Origin of the sequence: Amphritea atlantica (assembly GCF_900111095.1) — a bacterium.
GTDB classification, from domain to species: Bacteria; Pseudomonadota; Gammaproteobacteria; order Pseudomonadales; family Balneatricaceae; genus Amphritea; species Amphritea atlantica.
Window position 1 is genome coordinate 624,062 of sequence record NZ_FOGB01000001.1, and the last position, 13,019, is coordinate 637,080.

At 49.4% G+C, this 13,019-nt stretch carries 10 protein-coding genes; 9 read left to right on the top strand and 1 reads right to left on the bottom strand.

The annotated features are described in order from the left end of the window. Window position 1 precedes the first annotated feature (1 nt). The 3 genes from BMY09_RS02865 (at window position 2) to BMY09_RS02875 (ending at window position 1,917) form a co-directional block, all read left to right on the top strand. Window positions 2–676, top strand: coding sequence for a sarcosine oxidase subunit gamma (locus BMY09_RS02865; RefSeq protein WP_091353636.1), 675 nt, complete (start codon window positions 2–4; stop codon window positions 674–676). 160 nt (window positions 677–836) lie between these two features. Next, on the top strand, window positions 837–1,631 hold the full coding sequence (locus BMY09_RS02870) for a hypothetical protein (protein WP_091353639.1): 795 nt from the start codon (window positions 837–839) through the stop codon (window positions 1,629–1,631). Between the two features lie 40 nt (window positions 1,632–1,671). Further along, window positions 1,672–1,917: a GlsB/YeaQ/YmgE family stress response membrane protein gene (locus tag BMY09_RS02875; protein ID WP_091353642.1), complete on the top strand. Its 246-nt coding sequence runs from the start codon at window positions 1,672–1,674 to the stop codon at window positions 1,915–1,917. 112 nt (window positions 1,918–2,029) lie between these two features. Here BMY09_RS02875 and BMY09_RS02880 read toward each other — a convergent pair whose 3' ends face one another. Further along, the gene (locus BMY09_RS02880; RefSeq protein WP_091353645.1) at window positions 2,030–5,527 is read right to left on the bottom strand and encodes an ATP-binding protein; all 3,498 of its coding nucleotides are present in this window, start codon (window positions 5,525–5,527) and stop codon (window positions 2,030–2,032) included. Window positions 5,528–5,995: 468 nt separating this feature from the next. On the opposite strand from BMY09_RS02880, the gene BMY09_RS02885 reads away from it, so the two are divergent. The 6 genes from BMY09_RS02885 (at window position 5,996) to BMY09_RS02910 (ending at window position 12,602) form a co-directional block, all read left to right on the top strand. Beyond that, the gene (locus BMY09_RS02885) at window positions 5,996–8,476 is read left to right on the top strand and encodes an EAL domain-containing protein (RefSeq protein WP_175483421.1); all 2,481 of its coding nucleotides are present in this window, start codon (window positions 5,996–5,998) and stop codon (window positions 8,474–8,476) included. A gap of 30 nt (window positions 8,477–8,506) precedes the next feature. Beyond that, a complete protein-coding gene (locus tag BMY09_RS02890; RefSeq protein WP_091353651.1) occupies window positions 8,507–9,448 on the top strand; it encodes a 2-hydroxyacid dehydrogenase in 942 nt (313 codons plus the stop codon). A 93-nt stretch (window positions 9,449–9,541) separates the two neighbouring features. Continuing rightward, window positions 9,542–10,210, top strand: a complete 669-nt coding sequence (locus BMY09_RS02895) for a YehS family protein (protein WP_091353958.1) — start codon at window positions 9,542–9,544, stop codon at window positions 10,208–10,210. A 5-nt stretch (window positions 10,211–10,215) separates the two neighbouring features. Beyond that, window positions 10,216–10,845, top strand: coding sequence for a 3'-5' exonuclease (locus BMY09_RS02900; protein ID WP_091353652.1), 630 nt, complete (start codon window positions 10,216–10,218; stop codon window positions 10,843–10,845). Window positions 10,846–10,869: 24 nt separating this feature from the next. Then, complete coding sequence (locus BMY09_RS02905) at window positions 10,870–11,286, top strand: hypothetical protein (protein WP_091353655.1); 417 nt, start codon at window positions 10,870–10,872, stop codon at window positions 11,284–11,286. Between the two features lie 356 nt (window positions 11,287–11,642). Continuing rightward, window positions 11,643–12,602 (top strand): GGDEF domain-containing protein, encoded by a 960-nt coding sequence (locus tag BMY09_RS02910; protein WP_091353656.1) that lies wholly within the window; start codon window positions 11,643–11,645, stop codon window positions 12,600–12,602. The last annotated feature ends 417 nt before the right edge of the window (window positions 12,603–13,019 follow it).

Below are 13,019 nucleotides of genomic sequence, written 5' to 3' on the forward strand. Positions count from 1 at the left end.
CATGACCGTTATTAAACCTGAACTGTTTGACAGTCGAAGTTTTATCTATCGTAAGCATCCGCAGGCCGAGTTTGCCGAGGTAAGCGGTGCTGCCCAGGTGCTCAGCTATGCAGATCAGAGCGATCCGGACACCGCTTTGATTGATCTTTCCGTGCGGCCCCGCTTTGGTCTGCGCGGCCCGAAAGCGGGCGAGGCGCTGATCGCCGCCGGGCTAATGCACCCGGAACAGCCAAACACTCTGACGGTATCTGATGATGGCATGATGGTGTTACGGCTGGGGCGGACAGAGTACTGGGTGCTGGCGCTACCCAACGCCGCTGCCGAGCGTGATCTGGATGCACTTCAGCAACAGCTGAGCGGCTCCGGAATCTATCCGGTCTATTGCCATGACAGTTATACCTGGCTGGCGCTGGCAGGGGAGCATCTGGCGGATATTATGGCTAAGGTCTGTGCGGTTGATCTGCGAGAGGACAGCTTTGCCCCCGGTGATCTGGTGATGACCTCGCTGGCCCGGGTCGGCGGGATTATCTGTCATCATCCGATGGCAGGGAAAACTGTCTACTCAATCTTCAGTGACAGTGCATCGGCCGCGTATCTCTGGGATGCTCTGCTGGATGCCATGGCTGAGTTTGAGGGCGCTCCGGCAGGCCAGAATTTTCTCCTGAGCAGTCAATAACAAGCTCAGGCTTTACCGTTTCCATCACCCAAAAACCGGTTGGCATCTCCTCCGATGCCACTGGTTTTTTTATTTTCCGTCGATTTCGTTATACCCCCCTTCCTATTGTCTGACTTTGCAGTAAAGTGAGTGCTTTCGTTAACACATATGCGAACCGTTTATGCAGCAAACTGATATCCGGGCAGCCGCTCAGGCCCTGCTTACCCGTCGCCTTAATCAGCAGATCAGCGGAGCTTTACCCGTTGAACAGCGTCCTGCAACAGTAGAAGAGGCGTTGGCGATTCAGCAGTCACTGATTGAACAGATGGCATTAGCCGGAGAGACGGTGGGTGGCTGGAAATGTGCGCTGCCGATCGCGATTGATGGCCTGGACAATGTGCCTGTTATCGCGCCGATTTTCAGCAGCAGTATCTCTGATGATTCCCCCTGTACAATGCAACTGGACGAGGGGGTGTGCAAAATTGAACCGGAGATCGGTTTTCGCTTCGGGCGTGATCTGCCGCACCGACAGGAACCCTACAGTGAAGAGGAGATACTGGACGCTCTGTGTGGCGCACATCTGGCACTGGAGCTGATTCTGAGTCGTTATGTTCAGCCCGATTCGATCAGCTATCTCGAACATCTGGCCGACTGTCTGTTTAATCAGGGGTTATTTGTCGGCCCGCCAATCAGCGTTGTACAGGCCTGTGCAGCGTCAGAGATTCGATTTGTTGTTACCGACCCTTCGCTGGAAGGTGGATGTCGACAAATAGAGGGCAAACATCCTTCAGGCTATCCTCAGACACCACTTTTCTGGATGGTTAATTTCCTCTCCCAGCGGGGTATCGATATCAAGGCGGGTCAGGTGGTGATTACCAGTTCCTATGCCGGGGTTATTGAAGTCGCCCCCGAGATGAATTTTACCTTAGAGTATGAAAAATATGGGGAAATCTCGTTGCGCTTTAAGATAGACTAGTCTTGTATACGAGTTTAAAAAACAGAAAAGGGGTGTGGCTATGGGGATTCTGTCCTGGATTATCTTAGGTTTAATCGCAGGTGTACTGGCAAAGTGGATTATGCCAGGTAAGGATGGTGGCGGTTTTATCATCACCACTCTGCTGGGTATCGCTGGCGCTTTTGTCGGTGGTTTTCTCGGCAATCTGATCGGTTTCGGCACCCTGGATGGTCTTAGCCTTGGCAGCATAGCAACAGCAACCGTTGGTGCCTTTATTCTGCTGTTTGTTTATAAAAAACTGAAGTAAACCTCAGCTTCCCTGAGTCGATTAAAGCTTCAATCTCTGGGTATGATGCGATCTGTCGGGGCTTTAGTGACTGGTACATGCGTCACCCGTTCATTCGTCCGCAGTGTTTTTCCTAATCATTGCCTTCAAAGCCTGTCGCTTGCATGAATTTCAGTAGTTCCGGCAAACACCTGAACTGCTGAATATCCGCTGTCAGATGTGACACTTCCGCTGCGATCTCATCAGCGCTCATCTGCGTTGCTTCACGCTCCAACTGACGGGCCCGTTCAACGATACGGGTTGCTCCGACATTAGCGGAGATCCCTTTTAAGCTGTGCGCTGCACTGATCAGCGCGGCTGTATCGCCAGATTCTGCCGCATTCTGAAGAGTCTTCAGAATCTGAGGGGCGGATTTCAGATAGATCTCAATAATACGTTGTAACAGCGTTTGTTTCTGATTCAGTTGTTGCAATGCCTTGTGTTTATTCCAGAGCGGCGAGGGGGCTTGTGAATCGTCACTCTGAGTGTGCGGTTGTGCACTGTTGACCGGGGCAGGGGCTTCAATAACGTGGGGTAGCCACTGACACAGCAGCTGTTTTAGCGTCTCCGGTTCAAAAGGCTTACTCAGATAGTCATTCATGCCCGCTTGCAGGCACTTCTCTTTCTCGCCCTGCAGGGCCGCGGCGGTTAAGGCGATGATCGGGACATTCATATAGATCGGGCCAGCCTCCCCGGTACGGATTTTCCGGGTCGCCTCATAACCATCCAGCACCGGCATCTGACAATCCATGATAATAGCGAGCACAGTATCATCGGTTTGCTGGCGGAGGATCTCGATGGCCTCCTGGCCGTTCTGTGCATGCAATACATGGGCATGATAGTCTTCCAGCAGCCCCTGAAGTACTTCACGATTGATCCGGTGGTCATCGACGACCAGCAGATTACGGTTATGGAAGTTGAGCTGTGGTGTATCTGAAACTGGCGGCTCATCTTCGGCATGTTTTCGGTCGATCTTTAAAGCTTCAAGGGCTGTTGACAGATTGACCAGCGTTACCGGTGAGTCAATTAACACGGTGTCTGGATCCAGAACGGCCGGATCGATCAGATCCGGGGCATGCCAGTTATCGATGATCATCACCTGCGCTGATGGGTTGCTCTGCTGCAGGTAATGCTCAATACCGGGCTTCAGCCGGATGTAATTGACTGAATCGACAACCAGCAGGTCGTAGGAGGGCGATTGGTATATATTATGAAACTGATCAGCATCCGACAGCGTGACACGCGCTCCCCAGCTGTGAAAAATTTTTGTCAGGTTGGCTGAAGTGCTGGGTTGCGTTGCATCTATCCATACACCCTGGCCGCCCAGCTCCGGTTTAAATGCTGGGGTTGCTTCGGTGGTCGCTGGATTGAGGGGGATGGTGAAGGAAAAGGTGCTGCCATACCCTTTTTCGCTGACCACACTGATCGAGCCACCCATGAGTTGGCAGAGTTGTTTGCAGATTGTCAGCCCCAGCCCGCTGCCCCCATATCGCCGGGAAGTTCCAATCTCTTCCTGGGAGAAGGAGGTAAAGATCCCGGATAGTTTCTCCGAGCTAATACCGATGCCGGTGTCTTGTACTGAACAGCTAAGCCAGAGCGTTTCGTCATCCTTCATATAGGTGGCTGCCTTGAGGCAGATCTGTCCTGTCATGGTAAACTTGACGGCGTTACTGAGCAGATTATTGAGAACCTGGCGTATCCGGTTTGAATCTCCATTGACCCAGACGGTGTCGACATCCACCAGATGAGCAATCATCTCAATATCTTTGCTGTAGGCGACAGATGAAATCGACTGGACACAGGCGTGCAGCAGCCGGTGAAGATCAAAGTCAATAAACTCAAGTTCCAGTTTATCGGCCTCAATTTTAGAAAAATCCAGAATATCGTTGATCAGCAGGGTCAGCGACTTAACGCTGCTCTCTGCCAGCTCCAGCTGCTGTTGCTGGCGGCGGCTGAGAGGCCCTTTACGGAGTAATCCCAGCATGCCAAATATGCCGTTCATCGGCGTTCTGATCTCATGGCTCATATTGGCCAGGAAGCGGCTTTTTAGTTCGGTGGCCGCCCGGGCTTCATGGACAGCGTCCTGCAGTTCACGGGTGCGTGCTTCAACCTGTTGCTCCAGCGCCTCATTGTGCTTTAATTGCAGCGCCTGTGCCTGTTTAAGCGCTGTAATATCGTGAATGATCACCGCGGCTGTGGCAGTGTGTTGGCTATCTTGATCATCCTTAATTGCCGACAGCGTCATCTCCACATGACGAACCTGCCCTTCACGGTTTTTTATCTGAACCTCATTTGTGCGTATTCTGCCATCGTCAATGACGTCCTGCACCGATAACAGGCATTGGCTGCTCGCATCAGTATCCGCTATGACATGACATATATTGAGACTGAGCAGTGTCGCAGCGTTGTAGCCCAACAACCGCTCAGCTGCCGGGTTCCAGTCTTTCACGCAGGCGTTCCTGTCGACGGTAATGATCGCTTCTGAAGACCCCAGCACAATTGCGCGGAAATTGCTTTGGGTTTTAAGTAGCTCTTTGCGGGCCGAAAGTGCTTTCTGGTAGAGAAAAACCACGCTCAGGGCGATCGTGAAGATGATTAACAGGCCGGCAAATGTTGCCAGGAAGTGTTTATATACCTGCGCCTGTAGAGAGTTTTCTGTCAGTGTCTTTATAACGGTGAACTGTCTTGGCTCGTTGCTGCTTCCCAGGTTAATCTGGCTGGCGATGTAGTTCAGGGTATCGCCATCAGGCGTACTAATCTGTTGCCAGTGTTGTGATCCGCTAACCGGCTCTGTCTGCCCTGAATAGTCTAGCCAGGTGATGGGGTTACCCCGTTCAAAAGCAAAGGCGATATCCGGATCGGGATGTAACAGAAAATCACCACGGTCATTGAGCAAAAACACACCACCGGCATGGTGCATGTTGTTCAGTCTCTGCAGTAATGGTCCGGCGTTGTAATTGATAATGACAAAGCCAAACAGCGTATGGTCGGCATCGTATACTCTGACCGCCAGACGGTAGGTGGGCCACTCCGGCAGTTCGATCTTGCCAAACTCACGATTAAACTCAATATCACTTAAATAGACTGACTCATCGGCTGAGTTTGTTATCTCCTTAAAATAGGCTGACTCTCCTTTGGACTGGAGGTGCTGCTCAGAAATGATACTGAGTTGTCCCTGACGGCGGTCAACCCGGACCAGCTCACGACCGTTATCAGCGATACCGATGAAGCGCAGTTGACGAATCTCAGGGGTCGTTTTCACAAACGCCAGAAACGTCTGTTGCAGATGCCACTTCCATTGATTCAGGCTGAGCGCTTCGCGGGAGTCAGGGATGCTGGCGTCAGTCAGTTTATGGACAATCGCCTCAATGGCGGGGAGTTGGGCAATAAACCGAATCTGCTTGCGCTGAGTGTCTAACTGATCATTAAGATAGCGTTCAATCTGTTTCAGATCCAGGCTTTGATTGACAAGCTGATCTCCTCTGATACTGGTTTGCGCCTGGTAGTAAATGGCAGCAGAGAGTGTCAGAAATAAGATAACGGCAATCATTACTCCCAGATAAAATTGCCGCAATTTGAATGCCGATTGCATAAAACTCTCCCTGAGTCTGTCTGCCCGGTACTGCAGGGTGTTTCAGAATAGATAACAAAATAGTTGATAAGAGCAGCAAATATGACAGTTGCTTTCGATCGCGATGGCATAACATGAATAAACTCATAGGTTTATCGGTATTTGCCGGTGACTATCTGCATTCGCAATCATTCTAACGAGACTATTTAATTACACTCTTTTTGTTACTAATTTTGGTGTATGTGTGTCTAAGCGTCAATTGCTCTCTATTAATTATTTAATAATATCAATGTATTGCCTACTTTTTATGTGGTCTTTTTGAGGCGTTGTATAATTCTGGAATAGAGTTTGTATAGTAGTAGAATGTTAAAGATTGTCTATAATTGGATTATAACCTATGCATCCAGCAGGCCTGGTTAGTCGCAACAGACTGTTTCAGTAATACCTCTAAAGACCGGGTTAATCCTAACGTAGATGAGTATGGGAAAAATGAGAACGGATACTCAAGCTCCACTAACAGTTCTATTAGTCGATGATGATGAAGCTACCCGCCTTTTGTTAGCAGACGCCGTCAGTGGTATGGCCGAGATTATTGAAGCGGATTGTGGTGAAACTGCGTTGCAACAGGCCCGCTTATATCGACCGGACCTCATTCTGCTTGATATCAGTATGCCGGATTTAAGCGGTATCGAGGTGTGCGAAATACTCAAAGCCGATCCCGAATTTGAACATCCGGTTGTCATCTTTATTACAGCAACTGAAAGCGAAGTGATCGAAACTCAGGCGTTGGGGGCCGGAGGCGTTGATTATCTGACTAAACCGATCAATGTTGAAAACTGTCGTCTGAAAGTGAAAAATCACCTACAGCAATCTGCCCAGGTGAAACAGGTTAAACTCGAACATCAGGCATTAACATCGATGATTAGCAGTTTACCTGTGCAGGTCACTTACTGGACCCGGGATTGGGTTAATAAATACAGCAATGACCCCGAGGGTGCATGGTTTGGTCATTCTGCTACTGAGATGTCCGGTCGGTCGATTGATGATCTGTTACCGCCCCGCTTAGCCCGGCTGTTAAGGCGATTCGCAACACAAAAAACCGGTTCCGCTCCCCAGATCAGTTATCTGCATAACGGCAGTGAACGACACCTTCAGGTGAACTTTGTTAATGCAAATCCGGTGACAGGCGTTCAGGGGTATTTGCTGACACTTATAGATATCACCTCTCTGAAAAAAACGGAGCGCGAGCTGCAGCTGCAAAATAAAAACTATAATGTCACCCTTAATGTAATTGGCGATGGCGTTATCTCGATTAATACCGACGGCCGGGTTACCTATATGAATCCGATTGCTGAACGTTTAACCGGAATTTCACCCGTAGCCGCATACGGTCTCCCTATTGAAGAGGTCTTTGTTTTACACGATGGATTAACCGGTGATCGCATTGATAGTCCATGGCTTCTGGCACTGGAGCATCTGTGTGTTAACTACCTTTCCTCTAACAGCCAGTTAGCCGGTGATGATGGTCATGTCTATCCCATAGAGGGGTCTGCCGCCACCGTCACCGATACCGATGGCACAATCACCGGAGCGGTGATTGTGTTCCGGGATCTCAGTGATACGGTGGCGATCTCGGATAAAATGGATTATCTGGCATACCACGATCAGTTGACCGGATTGCCTAACCGGGTTCTGTTGCAACAGAGACTTGAGGATGCCATTGCATTTGCACAAGCCTCGGGATTGAAAACAGCTTTAATACTGATCGATCTGGATAACTTTAAATATATCAATGACTCGTTGGGTCATACCCAGGGAAACAGCCTGATTAAACAGGTGGCTGACCGGCTTAGTAAACTGAGTGAGACCCGTTCTACGTTGTCACGAATCGGTGGTGACGAGTTTGCAATGGTTATCCCGTATATTGATGATATTAGCCAGGTCGAACGGATGGCGATCAATATTCATAAGCAGATGGAAAAGCCTTTTAAGCTGACCGAGGGGGAGTGTGGGCTGTCGGTGAGTATGGGCATCAGTATTGCGGCTGATGATGCTGCTGATGCAGAAGATCTGATGCGTCTGGCCGATGTAGCGATGTATCGGGCCAAGTACGAAGGTCGGGGGCGCCACTGCTTTTTTTCCAACCAGTTGGAAGAAGACTTGCTCTCCAGGCATGCAATAGAACAGCTAATCCGTACAACGATTAAACATCAGAGTTTTGAGGTGCACTACCAGGCTAAGTTCTCCCTTTGGGAATACCGGATTGTTGGTGTAGAAGCCCTGGTAAGAATGCGGGACTCAAACGGACGGCTGATCTCGCCCTGTGAGTTCATTCCGGTAGCAGAAGAGTTAAACCTGATTGAACAGCTGGGTGAACAGGTGCTGGAAACTGCGTGTTCCGATGCGGATAAATGGCTTCCAGATCATCCTGAAGTTCCTGTGGCGGTGAATGTGTCCGCCTCTCAGTTGAAGCGGACAGACTTTGTAGACAGGGTTATGACGATACTTGGTCGGAGTAGCCTGCCGCCTGAAATGTTGGAGCTGGAAGTGACTGAAAGCGCTCTGATGCAAAATATTGAGACTGCCCAGGAGATTATCGAAGCGTTGCATAACCAGGGGATTGTGATTGCGCTGGATGATTTTGGCACGGGCTATTCCAGCCTGACCTATCTGCAACGGTTCAATATTGATGTACTGAAAATTGATCAGTCATTTATTCAGAAAATGGGAAATAATACTGACAGCCTGGCGATAGTTAAAAATGTCATTTCGCTGGGGAAATCGCTCAACTTACGAGTGTGTCCTGAAGGAATAGAAACACAGGATCAGTTGAATGAGTTGATTCGGCTGGGTTGTGAGATGGGGCAGGGATATCTCTTCTGTCGGCCAATACCTATTGATGAATTCATCCGCTTTATGGAAGATGTAAAAAATCATAGCGAGAGTGCCGGCAACCTCTATTTTATATAGTCGTTGTGAACGCGGTAATACGAGATCAGTATGCGACCCCTAATCCCTTTTATACATCAGCTTAGTCGTCAGGAAGCCTGCGACTGGATAGATACAATACAGTCGCAACTACCCGGTTGTGATATCTGTGAATTCTCTCAACTGTCCGCAGTAGATAGGGGGCAGGTAGAGATCGCTATTGTGGCGAATCCTGATCCGGTGGAGGTTGCACAACTGTCCCGATTGAAGTGGGTTCACTCGGTGTGGGCTGGTGTCGAGGGGATGATGGCTAACCTGTCACACATGCCGTTTGAAATTGTTCGTCTGACCGATCCGCAACTGGCACAAACGATGTCAGAAGCGGTGCTGGCCTGGGTGTTGTATCTGCACCGTGATATGCCTCAATACCGCCAGCAGCAGGTGGACTCTCTCTGGCAACAGCTTCCTTATACTGATCCTGCTGATCGGCATATTGCTGTACTGGGGCTGGGGTTGCTGGGACAACGCAGTGCGTCACGGCTGGTGGATAATGGCTTTCGTGTTTCCGGCTGGAGTCGTTCAGTAAAACAGATCGATTCTGTCGATTGCTATGCCGGTGATCAGCTGTCAGCGTTGCTTGCTAAGGCGGATATTCTTGTCAATCTTCTGCCGCTGACGCCTGCTACTCAGGGCTTAATGAACCGGGCATTTTTCCAACAGGTTAAAAACGGTGCAGCACTGATCAATTTTGGCCGTGGCGCAACGGTGGTTGAGAGCGATCTGCTGGAAGCTCTGAACCTGGGGCTGATCAGCCACGCGGTGCTGGATGTTTTCGCTGAAGAACCTCTGCCGCCAGAGTCCCCCCTGTGTCATCACCCCCAAATCACCCTGTTGCCGCATATCTCTGCGCCGACCAGTGTGGCCACCGCCAGCCGTATTGTCGCCGGAAATATCACCGCTTACCTGTCACAGGGAATTCTGCCTGAGTGTGTTGATAAAAATCGCGGCTATTAATTCTGTTGCGATTAATCCTTAAACAATAGGCGCTGAACAGGGGCTAACTGTGGTAAAGTGCCAGCCTTATTCACCTCAGTCCGGACCCTTTTTGTGAACAATAACGATATTCTCCGCCGCCTGCGCTATACCTTCGATTTTAGTGATACCAAAATGATCGGGGTGTTTCGTCATGCTGATCTGGCGGTAACCCGTGTGCAGCTCTCTGGCTGGCTGAAAAGGGAGGAGGATGCCGATTATATACGCATGCCGGATCTGGAGATGGCGACCTTTCTGAACGGTTTGATTGTCGAAAAGCGGGGCCGACAGGAGGGGGATCAGCCGGTGCCGGAAAAGCGGCTGAATAACAACATTATCTTCCGCAAGCTGAAGATCGCTCTTAATCTGACCGCTGACGATATTCTGGCAATTCTTAAGCTGGCCGGCGTCAGACTGAGTAAGCATGAGCTGAGCGCACTGTTTCGCAAACAGGGCCACCAGAACTATCGTGAGTGTCAGGATCAGGTACTGCGCAACTTTCTCAGCGGATTACAAAGCCAGTTGCGCGATAAAACCCCGGGGGCTAAAACCAGTAAGCCTCCGCGTACAACGGCCACTAAATCCGATAAACCGGTACGCAAACCCTCTGCAGAAAGACGAGCGAAACAGGATGTGAAGTTTGTCGTTGATAAACCAGCGGCTGAAAAAACAGCGCAATCGACAAACGTGGATAGTCACTCCGTCTGGGCAAAAGCGTTGGCTAAAACCGGTAAAAAGAGCTGAGCGGAATGAAAGAGAAACAGCTGCCTCCAACCCGGGATGAGATCGCACAGTTACCCGTTTTTCAGGGCATGACACTGGATCAGATTGAGCAACCCAGTGATGCAGACGCGCTGGCGTTAGCATTGCAACATCTGATGGACAGCCCCTTTGTTGGTTTTGATACCGAATCGAAACCGGTCTTTCGCAAAGATCAGATGTCCGACGGCCCCCATGTTGTTCAGCTCTGTACCGCTGATACGGCGTATGTTTTTCAGCTGCATGATCAGGCGGCTTATCCGATCATTTGTCAGGTGCTGGAGTCTGAACAGGTAGTCAAAGTGGGCTTCGGCCTGCAATCGGATCGCAGTCACATCCGGCGTAAGTTTGGCGTTGAGATTGGTGCGATTCTTGACCTGGATGCCGTCTATCGGAAACTGGGATATCGTCGCCAACTGGGCGTTAAAGCCGCGATTGCGGTACAGTTCGGGCAGAAATTCAATAAATCAAAACGGGTTTCGACCTCCAACTGGGCATTGCCGAAACTCAGCGAAGCACAGCTGCTTTATGCCGCGAATGATGCCTATGCTGCCTTGCGGATTGTCCAGAGCCTGCAGCAAACGGGCCATGCATCGCTGATACTGGGTCTGGTTAACTGAGAACGCACACAGGATATTGTCAGAATGATTTTAAAGAAATTTTCGCAACTGCCTGCACTGGAGATTGAACCCGGCACCGACTGCTCCTTTATCAGCCACAACCCCAAAGGTGAGCCTCTGCTGACGGTAGTTTATGCCACTAAACGGGATTTTCTCTCCGTGCCTAAAACCTATACGGCGGTTCAGTTTCGAGGCGATAATACTATCCCCCTGGAGTTCCATTCGGTATCCCGTCAGGACTATCTGGAACAGCTGGAACTGGCTGATAGCTGGTTTAAATCCGGTGCCTACGAGATAGAAAAAACCAAGGACTACACCATCGTATTGCTGCTTACCAACGATCGTGCACTGGAGATCATCTTCACCGGTTTTGAGTTACTGGAAGACAGTTATCACTGTGCTGATTCGCAAACGGCCCTGATACAACATATCAGTGGTTAGACCGCGGCTTCGCCGCTGGATAAGAGCGTCAGTATTATATGTAGGAGCTGCATCCTGCAGCAATTGAACCTGGTTTTACCCCGATCCTTTGGACGGTCAGTTAAGAGCGGTTTGAATTAGCTCACGCTTTTTCCTCTGGTCGTTGAATTGCTCAATGTAATCAAATATGTCTGCTCGACCTCATCCCGGCTCCGAAAACCAATTCCTTATACCCGCTTACAAAGCCTTCTGAAACGCTAAAACAGTGCTTTTGGTGCAGGTTGCAGCGTACATATATCTCTTTATGGGGACTTATTCGGGTTACTTCTGGGGTGATCAGATATATGGTGAAGAGTAAAATATGATGGTAAGTACCGATGTACTCTTATAATAAGAAAAACATTATCCTCGGGTTGTGTGCCGCCTGTGTTATTGGCGTTTTGCCTTTTATCGTTTTACGCCTGATGGATCAGCTCTGGCTGATGGCTGCGGTTGATTCTGGAGCATTAGTGGGCGCGACCCTGATCGGATTGTATGTCCTTAAAAGCAATAAGTTACGAATAGCGTGTCTTATCCTCACCGCATTATTTCTCGTCACGGTGGTTTTGGTGGTTAACATCAAGGGGCCATCGCTTATCTATTGGTTTTACCCAACCATGATTACCGGGTATTTCCTGCTCAAGCCCGGGGAAGCGTTGATTGTCAATATTCTGGCTCTGTTTGCGATCTTTCCGATCATCAATACGCAGCTGGTTTTGATCGAACAACTGAGTATTCTTTTTACCATTACCCTGGTGAATGTTTTTTCATACATTGTTTTCAGGAGTATGGCGGGTCATCAGGATGTTCTTACACAGCAGGCGACTCAGGACGGTTTAACCGGTGCGGGTAATCGTCGTTTGTTTAATCATCACATGGAACAGTTTTTTGCCTCAGCGACCGAGCAGCATACCTCACTGTCACTCATTTTCCTGGATATAGATAATTTTAAAACCATCAACGATACTTTTGGCCATGTAAAAGGGGATGAGGTTCTCAGCGCTGTTCTAAAGTTACTGAGTTCAAGACTGAGAAAGCTTGATACGATCTATCGTCTTGGGGGGGATGAGTTCGCCATCGTACTCAGTGAAGCGAGCTGTGATGCCGCTGTCAGCAAAGCTGAAGAGCTATGTCGCCTGGTGAATAGTGATCCGTTTTGCTCTGATTTTAAGGTGACTGTCTCATTCGGTGTGGCTGAAAGACACGCCGGCGATAAGATCCAGGAACTGGTAGACCGCGCGGACAGGGCGCTTTATCGGGCGAAAGAGGAGGGACGCAACCGGGTATGCGGTGAGTAATTTGTCCCAGCGAAATAACAATTAACCGTATATTTTCATCCCATCGTCTGGCAAAGTCGTGAGTCCCCTTTTTTCCGTATCATCCGGAGAGAATGAGCTGGGCAGGCCGCCCGGCTGATCAATGATGCATTATCTTCTCAGGGCTTAGGATGATGTTGTGCTGTTGGTTAGTTTTCTGCACCCGTAAAAATCGGAATAGAATCATGAAAGTGAAGCTCTTTTATTTATGCTTTTTTCTTATCACTGGTTGTACCAATAGTGGTTCTTTTGAAAGTATTCAGCTAAGTAACAGGCTCGAATGTTCTAAGTTGCCACCCTCTCAATATGATGAGTGTGTGAATCGCTACAATAAATCTTACGATCAATATGAGCGTGAGCGAAAAGAAGCAATGGGGGATTAAGCTGGTGATGGGGAGA